The organism is Yersinia sp. 2542 StPb PI (genome assembly GCF_048593855.1).
GTDB classification, from domain to species: Bacteria; Pseudomonadota; Gammaproteobacteria; order Enterobacterales; family Enterobacteriaceae; genus Yersinia; species Yersinia enterocolitica_E.
Window position 1 is genome coordinate 1 of record NZ_JAZGQA010000075.1, and the last position, 20519, is coordinate 20519.

The following is a 20519-nucleotide window of genomic DNA, read 5'->3' on the forward strand; positions in this document are numbered from 1 at the left end:
GTCAGAATTAAATTCTGCAATTTAAATATTTATTGGTTTATAAAACTATTTTTCACTGAATTGTAATAGAAGCGCTAACAGGTTGGTGGAAATAAGAAAATTTAATCATTGGTCAAGTGATTTTATTTGCATTTATAATGAATGGTTATGCGAGGTTGCACCCAAGGGCGTGGGAGTTGATCTCTGTCATCGCGAATTGCATCGCTAGCGGGTAGCCTTAAGCTCTTTTTTGACAGGCAGTGCCAAGATTATGCAGTTGCAGAAATTAGTCAATATGTTTGGTGCGGATTTACAGCGCCGTTACGGTGAAAAAGTGCATAAACTCACGCTGCACGGCGGGTTTAGCTGCCCTAATCGTGATGGAACACTCGGTCGAGGGGGCTGTACCTTTTGTCAGGTGGCTTCATTTGCCGATGAGAACATGCAGCAACAGAGTATTGCGCAGCAGCTAGCGGCGCAGGCAAAAAAAACTAATCGGGCAAAACGTTACCTGGCTTACTTTCAGGCCTATACCAGTACTTATGCAGAGGTTAATGCTTTAGCTGTGATGTATGAACAGGCTTTAGCCGAAGCTGACATTGTCGGTTTGTGTGTGGGAACCCGGCCCGATTGTGTCCCGGATGCGGTATTGGATTTATTGAGTGGTTATCACCAGCAAGGTTATGAAGTCTGGCTTGAGTTGGGGCTACAGACCGCTAATGATAAAACGCTCAAACGTATTAACCGTGGGCATGATTTCGCCTGTTATCAGCAAACAGCCCGCCGCGCCCGTGCCCGTGGGCTGAAAGTATGCTGTCATTTGATTGTCGGCTTACCCGGCGAAGATAAGCCACAGAATATGGCAACGCTAGAACAAGTGGTGGCAACCGGTGTTGATGGGTTAAAACTGCATCCACTCCATATAGTGGAAGGTAGCACGATGGGAAAAGCATGGCGGGCAGGGCGGTTGGCGGAACTGGCGTTGGAACAATATGTTGTGACTGCGGGTGAAATGATCCGCCATACTCCAGCGCAGATTGTCTATCATCGGATCTCTGCCAGTGCGCGCAGACCCACGTTGTTGGCCCCGTTGTGGTGCGAGAATCGCTGGACCGGTATGAATGAGCTGAATAATTATATGCTGGCCCATGGCGGGCAGGCCTCTGCTTTATGACCGGCTACTGCGCGTCGCCATACTGAGATTGTGCAGTGCTCACAAAATGCAGGTATTTTGAACGCCCTTTAGGGCGGCCCGCAGGGGAGCGTAGCGAATAAAATCCTCACGTGCTGCGTGTACGCTCCGGTTTTTCCGCGCTGTACGCACTCAGTCTGGCTTAGCTCGCTACGCCGTAAGTTTTGCCCCCCACCTTATTTTGGCTATGCCTACCGTTTATTGGCAGATAATCGGCTTATTTCCCTATCTCTCACCGTGATTTGCAATCTTTTCCACACTTCTAAGCAAGCCATCTTATCTCTTGGCGGTTTTACGGTATGATTTATACCCTTCGTCCTTGAAGCTACAGAGTTGTTAGCTGCGCTCGCTTACCCGAATCACTTACTTGAGTAAGCTCATCGGGATTCGCTTGTTGGCTGCCCACCTGCAACTCCAATGACTTTGGGTATAGATTCCAAGGCATATTCAGAAACACTGACAGGGGTTGCTATGAAGCAAATCAGGGTATTAGCCCAGTACTACGTTGATTTAATGGTTAAGTTAGGACTGGTTCGCTTCTCACTGCTACTGGCCTCTGTGTTGGTGCTACTGGCCATGGTGGTGCAGATGGCGGTGACGTTGGTGCTGAGTGGCTCTGTTGAAACCCTCGATCTGGTACGTTCCATTTTCTTTGGTTTGTTGATTACGCCTTGGGCAGTCTATTTCTTGTCGGTAGTGGTTGAGCAATTGGAAGAGTCGCGCCAGCGCTTGTCGCGTCTGGTTGAAAAGCTTGAAGTGATGCGTTATCGCGATTTAGAGCTGAATAAACAACTGACCGAAAATATTGCTCAGCTCAATCAGGAAATTGTTGAGCGTGAAAAAGCGGAAAAAGCGCACCTACAAGTGGTTGATAAACTAAAAGAAGAGATGGGGCACCGTGAGCAGGCGCAGGTTGAGTTGGGGCAGCAGTCAGCGCTATTGCGATCCTTTTTGGATGCGTCGCCAGATCTGGTTTATTACCGCAATGAAGATAATGAGTTCTCTGGCTGCAACCGGGCGATGGAGCTGTTGACGGGCAAGAGTGAGAAACAGCTGGTTGGGCTGACGCCCAAAGATGTCTATGCGCCGGATATCGCCGAAAAAGTGATGGAAACCGACGAGAAAGTCTTCCGCCATAACGTCTCTCTTACCTATGAGCAGTGGCTGGTTTATCCCGATGGCCGCAAAGCCTGCTTTGAACTGCGTAAAGTGCCATTTTATGATCGTGTGGGTAAACGGCACGGATTGATGGGGTTTGGGCGCGATATAACCGAGCGTAAGCGCTATCAGGATGCGCTGGAGAACGCCAGTAGGGATAAGACTACCTTCATCTCAACAATCAGCCACGAGCTGCGTACGCCGCTTAATGGCATTGTTGGCCTAAGCCGCATCCTGCTTGATACCGAATTAGACAGCGAACAGCTAAAGTATCTGAAAACCATTCATGTCAGTGCTATCACTCTTGGGAATATCTTCAACGATATTATTGAGATGGATAAATTGGAAAGGCGTAAAGTCCAGCTTGATAATCAGCCAATTGATTTTACAGGTTTTATGGCAGATCTTGAGAACCTTTCGGGCCTGTTGGTTCAGCCAAAAGGGCTGAAGTTCATTATGGATCCGCAATTGCCGCTGCCGGAGAAAGTGATTACCGATGGCACCCGCTTGCGCCAGATTCTGTGGAACTTAATCGGCAATGCCGTGAAATTTACTCAGCAAGGTAAAATTGTGGTGCGGGTACGGCGTGAGGGGAGTGACCGTTTGATCTTTGAAGTGGAAGATTCAGGTATGGGCATCCCCGAAGATGAACAGGATAAGATTTTCGCCATGTATTATCAGGTGAAAGATCGCAATGGTGGCCGCCCGGCAACCGGTACTGGCATTGGTCTGGCGGTATCTAAACGCTTGGCACAAAGCATGGGGGGCGATATTACGGTGAAAAGCACCCAAGGGGCCGGTTCATGCTTTACCTTGACCATTAAAGCACCTGCGGTGCAGCAAGCCGCGAGTGTGCCATCAGGTGATGACATACCTCTGCCTGCGTTGCATGTATTGCTGGTGGAAGATATCGAGCTGAACGTCATTGTCGCGCGCTCGGTATTGGAGAAATTAGGCAACAGCGTTGAGGTGGCAATGAATGGCCATGATGCACTGGCGATGTTTAAACCTGATGATTTTGATTTAGTGCTGTTGGATATCCAGTTGCCGGATATGAGCGGGTTGGACATTGCGCGCCAAATTCGGGCGGAATATGGGGCAGAGTCATTACCGCCACTGGTGGCATTGACCGCCAACGTACTTAAAGACAAAAAAGAGTATTTAGATGCTGGGATGGATGACGTGCTGAGCAAGCCGTTGTCAGTTCCGGCGCTCACGGCGATGATTAAGCAATTTTGGGATCATAAGCCCTCAACCTCGGCGAAAAAACAGGAACATAAAGTGATGCAAACCCATGAATCGTTACTTGATACTGCAATGCTGGAGCAATACATCGATTTGGTTGGCCCACAATTAATTCATCAAAGCCTGGAAATGTTTGAACAGATGATGCCCAGCTATTTGTCGGTGTTGGACTCAAACATGACGGCACGGGACCAAAAGGGCATTACCGAAGAGGCGCATAAGATTAAAGGCGCTGCCGGTTCTGTCGGTTTGCGTCATATCCAGCAGCTTGCACAGCAGATCCAAACCCCGACACTGCCAGCATGGTGGGATAACGTGCAAGATTGGGTCGATGAATTAAAATTAGAATGGCGCAATGATGTGCAGGTGTTACGTGAGTGGGTGGCGGTTGCTGAAAAAAAATAACCCCGACCGAGGCCGGGGTGCGCGAATACTGCGCCAACACCAGGGAAATCGTCAACCTGCGATACTCGTCATACTTCAAGTTACATGTGCGTTGGCTGATTTCATTCACCCCAGTCACTTACTTATGTAAGCCGCTGGGGATTCGCTCAGTTACCGCCTGCCAGTAATTCGAAATATTTAGGGTATATTATTTCGATTTCGAGTGGATTCGCAGGTTGTAAGGATTCTTCCATACATCATACAAGCAACAACATAGCAAATGTAAGCGCTCTTGTTACAAGATTCATTAAAATTTGTGATAGAGATTCGTCTTTGTCACTAGAACGGGTTAAGCGATTGACAGAGTAAGAAAAGGAGAGGTGTGATGAAAACGGTCGGTGTAGTGCTTAGTGGATGTGGGGTATTTGACGGTGCTGAGATACATGAGTCTGTCTTAACAATCCTGGCATTAGATCGTGCAGGCGCAAGTGTTTTGTTCTTCGCCCCCGATAAACCACAACTGCATGTTATTAATCATGTTACCGGCGAAGAAATGGTCGAGAAACGGAATGTGTTAGTGGAGTCGGCGCGCATTACTCGCGGCCAGATTAAGCCTCTTTCTTTAGCCAATTCAGAGCAATTGGATGCCCTGATTGTGCCTGGTGGTTTTGGTGCCGCAAAGAACCTCTGCGATTTTGCAACTCAAGGTTCTGAATGTGTTATTGACTCCGATTTATATAAACTTATTCAATCAATGCATAAGTCAGGTAAACCAATTGGTTTTATGTGTATTGCGCCAGTGATGTTGCCAAAACTATTGGGTAAACCGATCCGTCTGACAATTGGTAACGATCCCGATACTATTGATGCAATTGAAGTTATGGGTGGAGAGCATGTTATTTGCCCTGCCGATGACGTGGTGGTCGATGCTGAGAATAAAGTGGTCACCACACCTGCCTATATGTTGGCAGCATCAATTTCTGAAGCGGCTAAAGGGATTGATAAGTTGGTAACTAAGGTGCTGGATTTAACCGAATGACGTTAGCCAGACGCAGATTAAACCAGCTATGGTATTGGGGAAAACGGGGCGTGATCGGCATCGTCACACTGTGGTTGGCGGGCATTTTGATTTTTGCTTTTTTGCCGGTCCCTTTTTCCATGGTGATGATCGAAAGGCAACTGGGCGCCTGGTTGACCGGTGATTTTTCCTATGTAGCGCACTCTGACTGGGTGCCGATGGATGAAATTTCGCCTTACATGGCGCTAGCCGTGATGGCGGCTGAGGATCAAAAATTCCCCGAGCATTGGGGATTTGATGTGGGTGCTATCGAATCGGCACTCTCCCATAATCAGCGCAATCAAAATCGTATCCGAGGTGCGTCGACTTTGTCACAGCAAACAGCGAAAAATCTGTTTCTTTGGGACGGGCGTAGCTGGGTGCGAAAAGGGTTGGAAGTGGGATTGACCGCCGGTATCGAACTGATATGGACCAAGCGCCGTATTCTGACGGTGTATCTCAATATTGCCGAGTTTGGTGAGGGCATTTTTGGTGTGGAAGCCGCTGCACGCCATTTCTTTAATAAACCCGCCAGTAAATTGAGTGCTTCAGAAGCCGCCCTGCTGGCAGCGGTCCTGCCTAATCCGCTGCGTTTTAAGGTTAATGCGCCATCAGGTTATGTTATTTCCCGCCAGCAGTGGATTTTACGCCAGATGCGGCAGTTGGGTGGGAAGGAATTTTTGCAGGAAAATTCCCTATAATAGCCTTCGTCCTTGAAGCCGCAGGGGTGTTAGCTGTGCTCACTAACCCGAATCACTTGACTGCGTAAGCTCATCGGGATTAATGAGCCTCATCCTTGAGGCTCACCCTACGGGCTAGCATAAATGCTGTTCAAATTGGTTCCCGACCAATTTGTCATTTGCTGGCTGCCTACTTGCAACTCCAATGACTTTGGCTATCGGTACTGCAATTACAGTAAAGACAACGGGCTTAGATTGCGCTAAGCCCGTAGATATTTGATTATATGCAAATAAATCGAGTTATTTCACGATGGTAAACGCAGTGGTGACGTGCTTAACGCCACTAACCTGGCTGGCAATCTGTGCCGCTGATTGCCCTTCCTGCTGAGTCACCAGACCCAACAAGAACACTTCGCCGTTCTCGGTGGTGACTTTCACATTTGAAGATTTAACTGAATCTGCGGTCAGTAACTGTGAACGAACTTTGGTGGTGATCCAGGTATCCATTGAGGCGGTAGTCAGATCAACCGGCTTGCCTAAGCGCATCTCGTTATACACTTCCGTTGCGCCATCGACACCTGCGGCAATTTGTTTGGCGCGGTTAGACAGCTCTGCGGTTGGCGACTGCCCGGTCAGCAAAACTTTCCCTTGATAAGCGGTCACCACAAAGCGTGTTTGGCTTTTTATCTGCTGATCTTTGCTCAGCGCATTGACGACTCTGGCCTCAAGTGTGCCATCGTCTACCTGAGTGCCGACAGAGCGTGGGTCTGTGGCAGATTTAGTCGCAACGGCTGCGCTGCCGACAACCACGGCACCGACACAGCCTTGCAATAGCAGGGCGCTGAATAGCATGGCAAAAATATAACCAACCTTCATTCGTGCTCCTTTAATCGTCCTGATGAGGAAATAGAGTGTTATCAATTAAGTCACACAAGCAATTCACTGTGAGCATGTGTAATTCTTGAACGCGTGCACTGCGGTGCGAAGGTATACGGATTTCAACATCCTGCTGACCCAACAGGCCAGCCAGCTCACCGCCATCGTAACCGGTAAGGGCAACGATGGTCATATCACGGGTTACAGCTGCTTCGACCGCTTTCACAATATCACGGCTATTGCCACGAGTGGAAATAGCGAGCAAAACATCACCAGCATGGCCGAGTGCTCGTACCTGCTTGGCATAGACCTCATCATGTAAACGGTCGTTGGCAATAGCGGTCAGAACAACATTATCAGCATTTAACGCAATTGCAGGCAGACTTGGTCGTTCTGTTTCAAAACGGTTTATCATGCTGGCGGCAAAGTGCTGCGCATTAGCCGCAGAAGTCCCATTGCCGCAGCAGAGAATTTTATTGCCGTTGAGCAGTGACTGAACCAACGTCATTGCTGCACGGGATATGGCATCAGGCAAAGCCTCAGCCGCGGCAATCTGGGTTTGAATACTTTCTGTAAAGCAGCCTTTGATTCTATCCAGCACGTTGATTTAATCCACTCAGTAAAATTAATATGCCCTTGGTACTTGAAGCCGCAGGGGTGTTGGCTACGTTCGTTACTCGACTCAGCCAGTGGGGCAGTGCAAATGCCGTTAAAAATGGTTTACAACCAATTTGTCATTTTCTTGCCGGCAACCAGCAACTCCAACGTCTTAGGGCATAGCCCGGTAGTAAACCGGAAAAATTGTTAATCCGTATTGAAAGCGTTAGGCAACCACTCTACTTGGCTACCCGTGATGGCAAAAACATCAAAACGGCACGATGTTGTGGCAAAACTGGCACCTCGCTGTGCCAGCCAAATGGTGGCAGCACGGAGTAACCGCTGTTGTTTGCTGTGAGTGACGCTGGCAGCAGCACCACCAAATAGGGCATTACGCCTAAAGCGAACCTCAACAAACACCCAGGTTTCCCCGTCGCGCATAATAAGGTCAATCTCACCACATTGGTAGGTGACATTAGCCGCCTGAAAAATTAAACCAACCCGCTCCAGATAGCTGCGGGCCTGATTTTCGTAATGGGTACCAGTGTTCCGTTGGCTCATATTCCCTTCGTCCTTGAAGTTGCAGGGGTGTTAGCTACATTCGTTACTTGGCCCGTCCATGGGCCTCGCCTCTGCGAGGCCGCTGCAAGCAGCGTTCAAATCTGTTTCAGACAGATTTGTCACCCGAATCACTTTACGCCGCCGGTACTACCATGCCTTGACGGTATTGCAGCCAAGGTAATTTACGGGTGATAACACAATCGGCTGATGCTGTTAAATCACCGGTTGTACCGCTGACCTGGAAACCAGGAATTTGGCGCATTTGCGCAAAATGATTCGATAATGTCCACGCATCGATCCCCATGGCGTACAGACGCACCAGCGAATAGTCGTTGGCATATTTAGCCGACGCCTGCTGCATTAGTGCTGGATTAGCGCCGGCCATCAATGGAATATCACTAAATTGAATACCTTCCATCTCCAAACGGTAATCCGGGCCAGCACCTGCCTGATAGCTACGTGAACTGGCAAACAGCGCCGGTTTGCTACGTGAGCTGGTGGCCATATCAATCATCGGTTTAATCAGTGTCAGTTCAGCCGGAGTCGCAATGATATAAACTGCATCAATGTTACCACCAGTGGAGGTGGAAACTACGGGCGCATCTACTGGTGGGGCCGGGATAGTCAGGCCTGCAATGGTGACAGATGCCGGTGCCGCAGCAGGCGTGCCTGAAACGGCAACTGGCTGGCCAGTTAGCCGGATACCTGCACCACTGTTGATAGCTTGTTTCAGTTCAGCAGTTGAACCGAAGTTTTGCTGCAATACTGTTTGACCGCCCTGTTTTTGCCACTCTTCAGCGAAGGCTTTGGCGATGCGATCACCAAAGGCACCGCGCGGGGTTAGCAACAATGGCATTCTCTTTTCCTGCCCCCATAAATGATGCGCGGCATCGCGAGCTTCATCTTCTGGCGATAAGGCGAAGTAACAGATGTTGGGACTGTTAGTACTGGCTTCCGGCTGATTTAACGCCAAGATATTCAATGTACTTGTTGTGGCCTTCAGTTGTTCAACTTCAGGTTTAAGCAGTGGGCCGACAACCAAAGTCGCGCCATCCTGCTGGGCCTGAGCCAGTAATGCCGCAATAGGCTGCGTTGTTGTGTCGTAGACCTTTACTTGTGCATTGTTGGCAGCAACAGGAGCAGCTACCGGTGCCGGTGTGGTAATCGGTGCTACTTCAGTAGGTGTTGCAGCGGCGGTATCGGTTGGCGTGGTTGCTGCTGTATCGGGTGTCGCAGCAGCAGGCGCGGCTACCGGTAACCCATTTTGAGCGGCAGTGAAACCTTGCTGGATAGCATCGGCAAATACCTGTGCCGGGCCACTGAGTGGCAGCAACAGTGCAATTTTCGCCGTTGAGGCCTGGCTGAAGTTACTGATCTGCGTTAATCCCGTTGGCAGGGTTTTCGCTGCCGGGTTTTGAGGATAACGGTTCTGCCAGTCTTTAATAGCGGCTTTCAGTAGCTCGGGATCTTGTTTGTTATCCTGATACACACGCAGTAAATCCAGCCAACCTTGCAGCACGTTTTCATCTGCATTAATCACAATATTGTTCAATTCTTGTGGTGTCAGTTGTGCCAGCGATTGCCAGGTGCCATCAATATTATCCTGATGGGCTTTATCTTTCAGTAAGGGTTCCTGAGCGATAAACGCACGAATCAGTGGCAGAGTGGCTTTACCTTGATTGGCGGCAATTTGCGCCTGATAGAAACGAACTTGCTGGTTAGCTGAGAGTTGGGTCGCATCCAACTTACCAAGAATATCAGCAGCAGCAGGGTTATTTTTCTGCGCAATCAGCAGTTCTGCGGTCAGTAATTGCTGTTCCTGACGTTGCGTATCGCTCAGATTAGCCGGTAGCGTACCGAGCTGTTCTGCCGCCGGAGGGATTTTCCCTTCACGTAACAGGGCACGAATGGCGAGTAATTGCCAGTCAGCCTTGTTATCATCACCACTCTGTTGCAACTGTTGCAGATAATAATCAGAGTTCGCGCTTGCTTCGTCCTGTATATTTGCGGGTGGCGGCGTCTGTGGCGCTCTGCCTGAACAGGCTGCCAGAATCAGTGCGGCCAGAACTACAGGGACCAGCCCTGCTTTGGAACGAACGAATGTTGAGGAAAGCATACTGTATCCAGTGATGTTTTTTTCAAGATGCTCAATATTAAATCGGTAATTCGGATGAAACAATGAATCAACACGATCGAGCAGTGATTTCTGCATCTACGCTTTATGTGGTACCCACCCCAATCGGTAATTTAGGGGATATTACCCACCGGGCGTTAGAGGTACTGAAAGGCGTTGATTTGATTGCGGCAGAAGATACACGCCATACAGGGTTGTTATTACAGCATTTTGCGATCAACGCCCGCCTGTTTGCACTTCATGACCATAACGAACAACAAAAAGCCGATCATTTGCTGGCGAAACTGCAAGCAGGCCAGAGTATTGCACTGGTTTCAGATGCAGGTACGCCACTTATCAACGATCCGGGCTACCACTTAGTGCGCCGTTGTCGTGAAGCGGGCATCAGGGTGGTGCCACTCCCGGGCGCTTGTGCGGCGATTACAGCACTTTCTGCCGCCGGTATTGCCTCGGATCGTTTTTGCTACGAAGGCTTCCTGCCTGCGAAAACCAAAGGACGTAAGGATACTCTGCAAGCGCTGATTGAGGAACCTCGAACACTGATCTTCTACGAATCAACGCATCGCTTGTTGGAAAGTTTACAGGACATGGTAACCGTACTTGGCCCACAACGCTATGTGGTACTCGCCAGAGAATTAACCAAAACTTGGGAGTCTATCCACGGCGCACCGGTTGGCGAGTTGTTGGCTTGGGTTCAGGAAGATGAAAACCGCCGCAAAGGCGAAATGGTCTTGATTGTCGAAGGACATAAAGTACAAGCTGATGATGCTTTACCGGCCGTTGCATTACGTACTCTGGCATTATTGCAAAAAGAGTTGCCGCTGAAAAAAGCCGCAGCGTTGGCGGCAGAGATTCATGGCGTGAAAAAGAATGCGCTCTATAAGTACGCACTTGAGCTGCAAGATAGTGCTCAAGAGCAAGCGGAAGATGACATTCAACAGTAATGTGATTATAATCCGCCGCGGAGTTGACCAGACAGTCGCCGCTTCGCTGCCGTCCCTTTCGGGGGAGACAGGTGAAGGGGAGGAAAGTCCGGGCTCCATAGGGCAGGGTGCCAGGTAACGCCTGGGAGGCGCAAGCCTACGACAAGTGCAACAGAGAGCAAACCGCCGATGGCCCGCGTAAGTGGGATCAGGTAAGGGTGAAAGGGTGCGGTAAGAGCGCACCGCACGGCTGGCAACAGTTCGTGGCAGGGTAAACTCCACCCGGAGCAAGGCCAAATAGGGGTTCACATGGTACGGCCCGTACTGAACCCGGGTAGGCTGCTTGAGCCAGTGAGCGATTGCTGGCCTAGAGGAATGACTGTCCACGACAGAACCCGGCTTACCGGTCAACTCCACTCCTCTTTAAAAACAATGAGTTGGTGTGTCCCGTCTGCATTTCACATTGAGTGGGATACATGATGGGATACATCAACTTTTGTTCTCTTCCTTATACGTTCCGTCGCAATGGTACTTTCTACCTCTACTTTCGTTTACCAGATAACCGCTTTTTTAAATCATCTTTGGCATGTACTGAGATAAAAAGGGCGAGATTTCTCACATCCAGACTGATGTTTTTCATTTCATTGCTGAAACTTGGTAGGATAGAAAACAGCCAGTTACAGACGATTGTGAGAAAAATGAGACAGTTAACGCAAAGTGATATTGATGATTATCTACTAGAAGTTCAAACAGAAATCTATGAAGAAGCTCGTAGAACCAAATTTGAGGCAAGGGAAGCGTCTATCTCTGGAGATAAGCCAATACCTGTAGATTTAGCTAAAGGATTCTCAGAGTTCGCAGGAGAGCACCTAGAGGATACTCTTTACAATGGAGCTAAATCATTTTCCAATGATCATATAACCGATTATTTCAGTGCTCAATTTGATGTTACTGGGATGACAAATCAGCTTATGGAAGCTTCTGTACAATATGATTATTTCCTCAAACAGTGGCAGGATGCCAGAACCGCTTTTTTCAGCAGGAACCTAAAAGACTATGACGATATTGTTCAGTCTTTAAAACCTCCAACACTTAATGTTCCTATTTATATCACTGCACCAATGGCTGACGGTTCCAACAGCGAGAATCAGCTTACCTTGGTTGAGGCTTGGAATGATTTTGTAGCATTTACCTCACAGAAGAAGAAATGGACACTTAAAACCCAAAAAGATAATGAAGCGAATTTTGAGTTCATAAAATTTGCACTTGGGGCTGAAACACGGGTGGTATCAATTACCAAGAGAAATATAATCGATATGCTGGATATAGCGGAGTCCTTACCGCAGAGGAATAAAGGGAAGTACATGAATATGTCATTTCAGGAATGTCTTGATACAGATATTCCTGAGGAGGATTTGATTTCCTCTAGATCTGTTAATGGGTATTTAAAAGTATGTCAGTCATTTTTTTCAGCTTATTTGACACGGGAAGTTGATGTCTTAACTAGCTCACCAACGGCGAATGTTAGGTATCCTGCAAAAAGTCAAAGTTATGGTTCGTACTCTCGTAAGGAAATGGCAACGCTCGTAACTCATTTCCTGAGCCTATCTGGTTGGGAGAAATGGGTGTTTTTATTATTATCCTACACTGGTGCACGTAGGGGAGAAATAGCAAAGTTAAATGCGGAGGATATTAAGTTTGATGATGATTCCCAACGCTATTTCATATATATAAAAGAAAGCAAAACTGAAGCTGGGATTCGGAGTATTCCTTTACATCGTAAGCTAGTGGATTGGGGCTTTCTAGGTTTCGTTGAAAGTAGAAAAACCAAAAGCCAAATCAATGATCTTTTTCCTGAAATTGGTTATGTGAACCGAATCAGCAAAACATTTATCCAAATTAGGGATCGCCTTAAAATTCCCCCTGTGAGTTTTAAGGGTAATCGAAGGGTCGTGCATAGCCTAAGGCACACATTTATAACGAACGCACAGAGTAAAGTCGGGAATGTTAACCTTATTCAGCAAGTCGTTGGGCACGAGCATTCTAAGATTGGGCAAACACAAGTATATACCACTACATTTGAACTATCTGCCCTATTGTATGTAGTTGATAGTATCGAATGGATTTGATAATAAAATTCTAACGAAATATCTTCTTACTGGGGCAACTACCAGCCCCTTTCTTCACAATGGATTCAGTTCTATGACCGTCACTATAAACACAGACTTTGCCGCCCTGTGTAGGGTAGGAATCGATTAATGTAAGGGTGTTCACCGTCGCGTGGCTATCTGAGAAGATAAGCACTCCGATTAATACTAAATACCGTGGTGGTTTCATAGATTGGCCTCTTGTTTGAAGAGAATACGACTCTATTAATATATAGTTGCAGGAATCACCAAGAGTACAGAAAAGGGAGCATGGCTCCCTTAGACTATTTACAGTGAACTTAGCTTGTAACTTTCTGAAGTAGCAGAGTTATCATCGTATTTCTCTTGAATATGCAGTTTATCGCCATCAATGGAATAGGTGATCACGCTATCATCAGCATCTGTCCTCCATCTTCCCAGACTATCTGGATTATTGGATGCCCACTCAACCCGTTCACCATTCAACCTACACTTTATGGCCCATTTTGATTTATCTGATGAGCGGATGTAATGGACATAGGCAATATCACCTTTGATTGCATCCAATTTCATGATTTTTGGATCTTTACTAAAAGACAATGCTGCGGTTGCTTTGCAGATTTTACCTAATAGTATGTCTGCACTTGTAGTTTTCGCATTCGCTACGCTTTGGAAACCTAGGGCAAGGACTGCTAGCGCAATAATCCCGTTCTTATTTGACATAGTGATCGCCTGATAAATGGTTACTCAATGGCTATAGAGGGCTTGCCATCATTGAACTTCAACAATATATCGACCACCTTTGTCTTTAATTATGTAGTGGTAAATATCATCACAGAACACTTCGACCTCACCGCCAAAATACTTAGTAAAAACGTTATTTACTTTCTTACATTGGTAGCCTTGGGCCTTGATGAGCGCTTGAGCTTCATCATTGAGTTCTTGAGATGCCTCTTCAGCATTAGCCCCAAAGGTGATAGCTAGCAGGGTTCCTACAAGTAGCATTTTTTTCATTAAAAACTCCATTTAATCAAAATTAACAAAAGGTTACTGTAAACTATGGTTAATCATTACGTGCATTATTGATCAGTAATAACGATCGATAAAGAATAATTGATCGGTAGAATTGATCAATTGGTTTGTATGGAGCGCATTGAATACCATTGCTGGTGAAATAATGAACATAATTTTGTGAGCTTCAGTCATGATCGAGCAGAGGACATCTGGTGTATGGATTTGTCTGGTCACTAAAGAATATTTTTATTTGTTATTCAGTCGGTTGAGTAATGAAACCGGTGAGAGAGAAAAGAAAATTGATGATTAATCCCACTTTTCCAGTTGCCAAAGGCTCTGTTTGAATATAAGATGAGATGGGTATTTTTTAATGCAACATTTATGGATCGTAATTTAACCCTTCACCTTATGCTATTTCTTAGTGAGTCCCCTTCTGCTGCCTAGCATTCGTAGCTGTCACAGCCCTGTGTTCAGCGTGCCATTTTTACGGGTTCTTAAATAATATCCTACCTCACACTCTGATCTGTCTTTCTGTTATCTGGATTCTAATCATCAGATTGGCTGGGTTTTCTTTTGCTTTCTACTTAGGAGTATTTTGATGGCTAATGTTTCATTGAGGAAAAAGGGGCGCTCTACGCTTCTTCATAATGGCTCGTATTTGCACAACTCATTGAGCTACAATGTTAATTACGGTACCAGCCGTAAATGTTCACCACTCTATATTGAGATCTTAGATAAATTTACCAATGAAATTAATGCTATGCGTAGTTGCTATAGCCGTACATATGCGTTCAGATTTGACTTACACATCCCTGAAGGAATGAGTGTTGATGAATCTAACTCCCTGATCAGTGAGCTATTTTCTAAGTTAAGGGACAAATTCAAATCTAAGCAATGGGATAATCAGCCGATTAAAAAGTTTGCTTACGGGTGGGTATGGGAGCTTGAAACCGTCAAACAAGTACATTATCACCTATGGATTGCACTACCCGGGAATCAGGTGCAAAACACGGGTCATGTTGATTACGGGATGTTTCAGATAATAAATGACTTGTGGCTAAAGCTCACTAAAGGCTTGGGGAGTGCTCACTTAGCTAAGAATTCGTATATGATCAAACGAAGCGATGACAAAGAATTAAAGAAGTTCGTTTATCGAATATCTTATCTAGCCAAGGACAGAGGTAAGTATTCTGAGGGGGACAAAACCAAACGTTTTGATGGTTCCAGACTCTTTGGTAAACTGACTCCCACGAATATTGAGAAGCATTGAGAAGTAAACTGCTTAGCAAAGCTCTCTTTACACTCTGGCATTACCGATTTAAATTTTTAATTCATATTGGTCACGGGCTAGCCTCTGAAATCCCTCCTAAAAGAGCCTGTAACGCTGCCTGTGATGATATGTGCATATAGGTAATGCATACCCACAGGGTATAAATTAAATAGCCTTAAATCGCTCTGCATTGGGTTTTTCATCATTGATAGCTTTTCCTAACAACCAAGCCTCAACTTAAAGCCATTTCCTTCTTAATACGGAACACCGTGGCACGCCCACATTCGCATAGCTTAGCAATCTCATCAGCGGATAACTGGCTATTAGTAAGGTAGCTCTTTACCCGAGTATGTAACTCTTCATCTCTTGCTTTACCTTTGAATACTCCACCTTTCGCTTTAGCGATTGCTATACCTTCCTGCTGGCGCTGGCGGATGAAGCTACGTTCTAGTTCACCCACAGCTCCCAGCATAGTGATCATAAACTTGCTGGTGGGGCTATCATCAAACATCATAGAGTTGTCTAAAAAATAAACAGATACGCCCTTGGTCGTCAATTCCTCCAACAATGATAAAAGGTCTTTTGTATTACGAGCTAATCGATCAACTGATTTAACTGTAACCTTATCACCCGCACGGACTTTGTTTAGGAGCTTTTGAAGTTCAGGGCGCTCAGTATTCTTACCACTGATTTTATCAATGAATAAACACGACTCTTCTATGCCTGCGTTCTGCAATGCTTCAACTTGCCTACTCACATTTTGATCTTTACTGCTAACACGCACATATCCAAAAGAAGCCATAACCACCTCAAGTCTCGTTAACGTGGATCAAACGATACAGTATCATTAGACTTACACCAAGAGATTATTGATACTCTATTGCAATGCTTTAAGGAGTCTTAGTGGAGTCTACCAAAATGAGACTATTCTACATTAATGAGTTTTCTTTAGTTATTAGCATATGAGGTTTCAACATATTGTTTTAAAACGAATTGGTGATCAATTAACTGACGTTTTACAGTTATCACAGAACCAATAGGATGAAATTCTTGCGTATCCAGCAAAGAACTTCATATGTCTTTTAATACCTTTAACTTCATAACATTGTGGGCAAAATGCTATTTGGTCATTTGCTTTCCAATAGACATTATCGCGAAAAACAAATGTGCTTTTGTCTTTCAATTGCTCTTCAAGCTGCTTATTCTCTTGTTCGGCAGCAAAGAGCAAAGCCTGAGTTGTAATTACTTCCATTTTAACACTTGCCAGTTCGCTCATAAGATTAGCGAGTTCAAGTTTCAATGTTGCTTTATCAAGCTCACCGCTATCATCTGCCAGCTTTTTTGCTATCCCTACAGCTTTATCAATTATGCCAACAGCCGCCGCCGTACTAGCTAAAACACCACTCATACTTTTACTATCCTTATTCTCTAGATTAGATACTATTTTTCAAAGGTAAGTCTGTTGAAATCAAAACTATAATCAGAACGTACTCTTTTTACCTCTGATATTCCTGCTGTTGGATGACTCTCATTGATTATTGATAATAATAAATTCTTCTGCTTGCCATCCATGCGGCCACCAAGATATATTTCCTCAATACAATCAGGATGATACTCCATCAGTCCATATTCTTGTTCGGCAATAAATCTATATTCGTTTTCTTTTTCCCATGCTTCATGCTTAGTGCTCAATATTGAAAATATACTATGCGCTGAATGATTATCCTCAATTTGGAAAGGTGAGGATACATATTTGACTTTGTATCCCTTAATGAACCTATCAGCTACATTATTCAATGATGACAGTAATTTATCTACATTGAATTTTAGGCATATCCCTTTGAAATCACTAGAGTAATGAGACCACATAAGGGTGTTTTCTTTGAACGTTGATTCTTCTTCTGGCGAATTCAAAGTAAAACTGCATACCCCTGTATGGGTAAATGCTCCACTATTGATTAGAAGAGCTCGCTCCTCAATCTGAAATTCCTTAGAAAAGCAATACATCTTCTCAAAGGGGTCATTGAGATTTTCAATTTTTGAAAACCACAAATTGGAGCTATGTAAAGCTGTCAGTGTATTGATATTTAGTGGCTGATACTTGTAGATATACTCTGGCAATTTAATCAAATTCTCACCATTAAAGAATGTATACTGATTAATATCATATGTTTAAGTTATGTCTTTAACATGAATATGTAACATCTTTAGCTACTTGGCCTCAAGTTTGTCAAGCATGTATCCTGCTATGATACCTGCCATTTCGATGGCTGCTTTTGCTTCTGATCCTGTTATAGATGGAAGCCAAGGCCTCCCATGTCCCGAGCCTTGCTTGTTTCTCAAACGATTAATACCTATAGCTGAATGGTACAAACCGCGCTCCATACTCTTTTGGGGAGTTTCTGAAGCTTTATATTCATCTGCTGGAGTAGCTAAATCTAGCGCGATAAAAGCTTGTCCTAGAAGGGCTTGAAAGTTGGACTGCTGAGGGTAAGAGCCATACTTTTGAGTTAAAATATGTGCTGCTGTTGCTTCAAGAAGATCTTTGCTGGTTCCTGACAATAACGCTGCATCCTCAGCTCCTTTCCTCGCTCTGTTGGCGTAAGCTCTAAGAGCATCAGTTAACGCTCTTCCGAAGAGTGAATCTAAGTTTTGAAGCCGTATACTTCCATCTGAACTTAGGATTAAACCTTCAGTGTTAAAGGCGTCAATAGCCCCTCGGATAGCTTCTAGACCAACATAATTAGGCGAGTTTTCGCGGAATCCACCCAAAACTTTAACTTTAGTGAAAATGGTTTCGAAAAGTTTTTCGCCAGCCTCTAGGTTATTCTCCAAAGCCCAGTAGAGCACGGCACGGACTCGTTTAGCTTTACCAACTGTCTGCCCTTGAGACTTAGGATCAGCATTCGTCAGTCCTGCCCTAGCTATTGCGAACCCTAAGTCAGAATGAGATGGTTCCCTATAACCGTCCGCCTGTGCGTCATCTACCATTTTGGTAATCGCAGTAATGGTCATCTCTGTTACAGGTATTTTCATTACTTCTCTTCCTTAACTATAATCGATGCTACTGACTTTCAGGGTTAACTTGAGACTTTATACCGGTATATTGTAATAGTGACATATAGCATTAGTAAGCAGCACTGGAGCTGCTGAGCCTGCAATTTTCAGAGTACCCGAGTAGGCTTTACCAATCATGTTACCAACCCAGCCACCGATCCTCTCGCCAAGATTACCTGATGATGTTGGTTTGTGAGATTCTTCAACAGCCTGCTTCAATTCAGCAATGTCTTTATCGTTGATACCGTACTCTTTGAGTTGTTCTGCAAGAGAATTGAAATCACCTGCAATAATTGTGTTCTGCTGATGGATATCGCCGATGGTGCCAGCACCAATGGAGCCAGCGTTATTCACATTTGAATTGAAGTTATTGATATTATTAACAGTCATACCCACCGCCTCTTTCTTTTCTTCTTGAGAGAATAACAATCCCTCACCTAAAATCTTTTTACTTTCAAGGTGTAATGCCCAATCTAGTATTCTTGATCTTATGTTTGAGAGTATTTTAGTAATCTGGCTCGGATTAATCCTCCATGCTATACGGAAATCACAATTCCCCGCTTTCTGTAGAAAGTTGGCTGCAAAGTCCGGTAAATCACAATACAAGGTGTTATCGCTTTTAGCGTACTCGGTCAGCATTGAAATGGGATTATTAAGGTGAATCGTTGTCAGTGAATCGTAAATTTCACGATCTTTAATATTATTGAGTTGGTATGGGATCCATCCTACATATGGATTGAATGCCCTGATAGGAGCCTCTTTGATGATTCTATAATCAGGGAGAAGGTCTTGGGATGGATATCCGTTTAACTCATGTTCAAGCCATTCAGAGATATCCTGTAAGCCAAGTTTTACCGATATCATCTTTGCTCTTGATAGTAGCTCTTCAATATCAGTTGAGCTTGAACTAGCCATATCTTGCAGTTTCAGTACCGGAGAATTTATCATCAGCCATCGCTCGTTTTGTAGTCTGGTAGTTATTTTACCGATAAGCGGCTCTTACTGTTAGGAAAGTTTTAAAAGGGATTGTTGAGTTGATTGACAGGTATGATATTTGAGAAAGATATCATTTGGACTCTTTAGCCTGAGGCGCTTGCTAAGCTGAAATGTATAACCATCGGTATGTTGAAGCGCTATTTACTTAATTTCAGTATGCCGTTTTTTCTAATGTTTAATAAACCGACAAACGATCATGATTTTAAGATTTTCGGCAAAATCTTATCCCCCAGAGTGTCGAGCGGTAAGCCCCAGTAATGACGCAGTTTGTGAGCCTTTCGTAACAATTCGCCCCCAAGTTATCCACACAATTTAGCGATCTTGCTCACTTGCCAAAAGTCTCAATACTCACTATCTTGTGACTTGCCATAGGGATTTGCACTATATGTAGTGCCCCTTCGGGGCGCAACAGTGTTCTCTAGGCAACAAAAAGCCGAACCCACAATGTGAATTCGGCTTCCGAGAAGCATGACTCGCGATGAGTTTCGAGACTCACAGCTAACCGCTAGCTTCTACTTCCTTACTTTAGTCAGTTGGATTGTAGTCAGCTTCGACGGGTCATGTAAACCTACTTTTACCCAAAAGGGTGAGGAAGAGTACATGGCAATTTGTCAAGATATGCATCGTTATTGGAGTTTATTGGCGGGTCTACCTGATGATCAAGGTGGAGTAGGCCGCCATAAGTGCTGTGGTTGTGCTTATGAGCAGGGTTACAACGCTGGTTCTGTTCGTAGTGAGAATATGACGGTTAATCTTAACCTTTTGCATCAGAGTCAAGCGGGGATTGTTCGTCATAAAAGCCCTCAAGCAGCATATGCGAAAGGTTACTACGACGGCATGTTGGCTTCTTACAATCAGTCTTCATTGGCTGGTTAAGATACGACCTAATAAAGGGTGTTTAACGCATCCTTCTCTTATGATTGTGAGGATATAGCTATGACAACCAGAAAAGTAGTCCGAGATGCAGGAACCGGCCAATTTGTAAAACCGGAAGAAGCAAAACGCCGTCCTAAGACGACAGTTACAGAAACCATTAAAGTCCCTCCGATTAAAGGTAAAGGGAAAAAATAAGCGGTGCCAAAAGGTACTCGTAATAATGACACACCCTGTGAGCGCTATGCTGGCAGGGTGCTTTTTATGTATATCTAGACGAGTCGCTTGTTGCTATGAGACTGAGAGTCAGTCACTTTAAAATGATCTTCCCAAGTGATATCAATCATTATCTTAAGTAAGAGAATAGCAATGCACTTAGGAATAACCCAATTAATCC

General features: G+C 45.1%; 20 protein-coding genes and 1 other RNA gene. 10 read left to right on the plus strand and 11 right to left on the minus strand.

Annotation, left to right across the window (positions count from 1 at the left end):
• Positions 1 to 250 precede the first annotated feature (250 nt).
• The 4 genes from V1952_RS11245 to mtgA all read left to right on the plus strand — a co-directional run bounded on the left by V1952_RS11245 (position 251) and on the right by mtgA (position 5716).
• The gene (locus V1952_RS11245) at positions 251 to 1153 is read left to right on the plus strand and encodes a TIGR01212 family radical SAM protein (protein ID WP_420072007.1); all 903 of its coding nucleotides are present in this window, start codon (positions 251 to 253) and stop codon (positions 1151 to 1153) included.
• A gap of 489 nt (positions 1154 to 1642) precedes the next feature.
• Positions 1643 to 3979: an aerobic respiration two-component sensor histidine kinase ArcB gene (gene arcB, locus V1952_RS11250; protein WP_372560446.1), complete on the plus strand. Its 2337-nt coding sequence runs from the start codon at positions 1643 to 1645 to the stop codon at positions 3977 to 3979.
• 364 nt (positions 3980 to 4343) lie between these two features.
• On the plus strand, positions 4344 to 4997 hold the full coding sequence (elbB, locus tag V1952_RS11255) for an isoprenoid biosynthesis glyoxalase ElbB (RefSeq protein ID WP_372560447.1): 654 nt from the start codon (positions 4344 to 4346) through the stop codon (positions 4995 to 4997).
• Positions 4994 to 5716: a monofunctional biosynthetic peptidoglycan transglycosylase gene (gene mtgA / locus V1952_RS11260; protein WP_372560448.1), complete on the plus strand. Its 723-nt coding sequence runs from the start codon at positions 4994 to 4996 to the stop codon at positions 5714 to 5716. The genes elbB and mtgA overlap by 4 nt, the downstream gene beginning before the upstream one ends.
• A gap of 279 nt (positions 5717 to 5995) precedes the next feature.
• Here mtgA and dolP read toward each other — a convergent pair whose 3' ends face one another.
• The 4 genes from dolP to V1952_RS11280 all read right to left on the minus strand — a co-directional run bounded on the left by dolP (position 5996) and on the right by V1952_RS11280 (position 9845).
• Complete coding sequence (dolP, locus tag V1952_RS11265) at positions 5996 to 6571, minus strand: division/outer membrane stress-associated lipid-binding lipoprotein (protein ID WP_005166550.1); 576 nt, start codon at positions 6569 to 6571, stop codon at positions 5996 to 5998.
• Between the two features lie 10 nt (positions 6572 to 6581).
• Positions 6582 to 7172 carry a DnaA initiator-associating protein DiaA gene (gene diaA, locus V1952_RS11270; RefSeq protein WP_004710884.1) on the minus strand — a complete coding sequence of 197 codons (591 nt, stop codon included), beginning with the start codon at positions 7170 to 7172 and terminating at the stop codon, positions 6582 to 6584.
• Positions 7173 to 7375: 203 nt separating this feature from the next.
• Complete coding sequence (locus V1952_RS11275) at positions 7376 to 7729, minus strand: YraN family protein (protein ID WP_083162306.1); 354 nt, start codon at positions 7727 to 7729, stop codon at positions 7376 to 7378.
• A 133-nt stretch (positions 7730 to 7862) separates the two neighbouring features.
• A complete protein-coding gene (locus V1952_RS11280) occupies positions 7863 to 9845 on the minus strand; it encodes a penicillin-binding protein activator (protein WP_420074748.1) in 1983 nt (660 codons plus the stop codon).
• A gap of 62 nt (positions 9846 to 9907) precedes the next feature.
• On the opposite strand from V1952_RS11280, the gene rsmI reads away from it, so the two are divergent.
• The 3 genes from rsmI (at position 9908) to V1952_RS11295 (ending at position 12915) form a co-directional block, all read left to right on the plus strand.
• Complete coding sequence (gene rsmI / locus V1952_RS11285) at positions 9908 to 10807, plus strand: 16S rRNA (cytidine(1402)-2'-O)-methyltransferase (RefSeq protein ID WP_372560450.1); 900 nt, start codon at positions 9908 to 9910, stop codon at positions 10805 to 10807.
• A 19-nt stretch (positions 10808 to 10826) separates the two neighbouring features.
• Positions 10827 to 11205: RNase P RNA component class A (gene rnpB, locus V1952_RS11290), an RNA gene on the plus strand.
• 57 nt (positions 11206 to 11262) lie between these two features.
• The gene (locus V1952_RS11295) at positions 11263 to 12915 is read left to right on the plus strand and encodes a tyrosine-type recombinase/integrase (RefSeq protein ID WP_420074749.1); all 1653 of its coding nucleotides are present in this window, start codon (positions 11263 to 11265) and stop codon (positions 12913 to 12915) included.
• Positions 12916 to 13221: 306 nt separating this feature from the next.
• On the opposite strand, the gene V1952_RS11300 is transcribed toward V1952_RS11295, so the two are convergent.
• Together V1952_RS11300 and V1952_RS11305 are read right to left on the minus strand one after the other, a co-directional pair.
• The gene (locus V1952_RS11300; RefSeq protein WP_025376910.1) at positions 13222 to 13635 is read right to left on the minus strand and encodes a hypothetical protein; all 414 of its coding nucleotides are present in this window, start codon (positions 13633 to 13635) and stop codon (positions 13222 to 13224) included.
• Positions 13636 to 13683: 48 nt separating this feature from the next.
• Positions 13684 to 13926 (minus strand): hypothetical protein, encoded by a 243-nt coding sequence (locus V1952_RS11305; RefSeq protein WP_420074750.1) that lies wholly within the window; start codon positions 13924 to 13926, stop codon positions 13684 to 13686.
• 598 nt (positions 13927 to 14524) lie between these two features.
• Here V1952_RS11305 and V1952_RS11310 point away from each other — a divergent pair.
• Positions 14525 to 15196 (plus strand): YagK/YfjJ domain-containing protein, encoded by a 672-nt coding sequence (locus V1952_RS11310; protein WP_038638806.1) that lies wholly within the window; start codon positions 14525 to 14527, stop codon positions 15194 to 15196.
• Between the two features lie 232 nt (positions 15197 to 15428).
• Here the strand turns inward: V1952_RS11310 and V1952_RS11315 are convergent, their stop codons facing one another.
• The 5 genes from V1952_RS11315 to V1952_RS11335 all read right to left on the minus strand — a co-directional run bounded on the left by V1952_RS11315 (position 15429) and on the right by V1952_RS11335 (position 19201).
• Positions 15429 to 15998, minus strand: coding sequence for a recombinase family protein (locus V1952_RS11315; RefSeq protein ID WP_025378175.1), 570 nt, complete (start codon positions 15996 to 15998; stop codon positions 15429 to 15431).
• Between the two features lie 198 nt (positions 15999 to 16196).
• The gene (locus V1952_RS11320) at positions 16197 to 16604 is read right to left on the minus strand and encodes a hypothetical protein (protein WP_420074751.1); all 408 of its coding nucleotides are present in this window, start codon (positions 16602 to 16604) and stop codon (positions 16197 to 16199) included.
• Between the two features lie 32 nt (positions 16605 to 16636).
• Positions 16637 to 17326, minus strand: a complete 690-nt coding sequence (locus V1952_RS11325) for a DUF2971 domain-containing protein (protein ID WP_420074752.1) — start codon at positions 17324 to 17326, stop codon at positions 16637 to 16639.
• 81 nt (positions 17327 to 17407) lie between these two features.
• A complete protein-coding gene (locus V1952_RS11330; RefSeq protein WP_145508152.1) occupies positions 17408 to 18232 on the minus strand; it encodes an abortive infection family protein in 825 nt (274 codons plus the stop codon).
• Between the two features lie 57 nt (positions 18233 to 18289).
• A complete protein-coding gene (locus tag V1952_RS11335) occupies positions 18290 to 19201 on the minus strand; it encodes an abortive phage resistance protein (RefSeq protein ID WP_227734536.1) in 912 nt (303 codons plus the stop codon).
• A 648-nt stretch (positions 19202 to 19849) separates the two neighbouring features.
• On the opposite strand from V1952_RS11335, the gene V1952_RS11340 reads away from it, so the two are divergent.
• Together V1952_RS11340 and V1952_RS11345 are read left to right on the plus strand one after the other, a co-directional pair.
• Entirely contained in the window at positions 19850 to 20125 is a 276-nt protein-coding gene (locus tag V1952_RS11340) for a hypothetical protein (RefSeq protein ID WP_050299903.1), read from the plus strand.
• A gap of 60 nt (positions 20126 to 20185) precedes the next feature.
• On the plus strand, positions 20186 to 20320 hold the full coding sequence (locus V1952_RS11345) for a hypothetical protein (RefSeq protein WP_420074753.1): 135 nt from the start codon (positions 20186 to 20188) through the stop codon (positions 20318 to 20320).
• Positions 20321 to 20519: the final 199 nt, after the last annotated feature.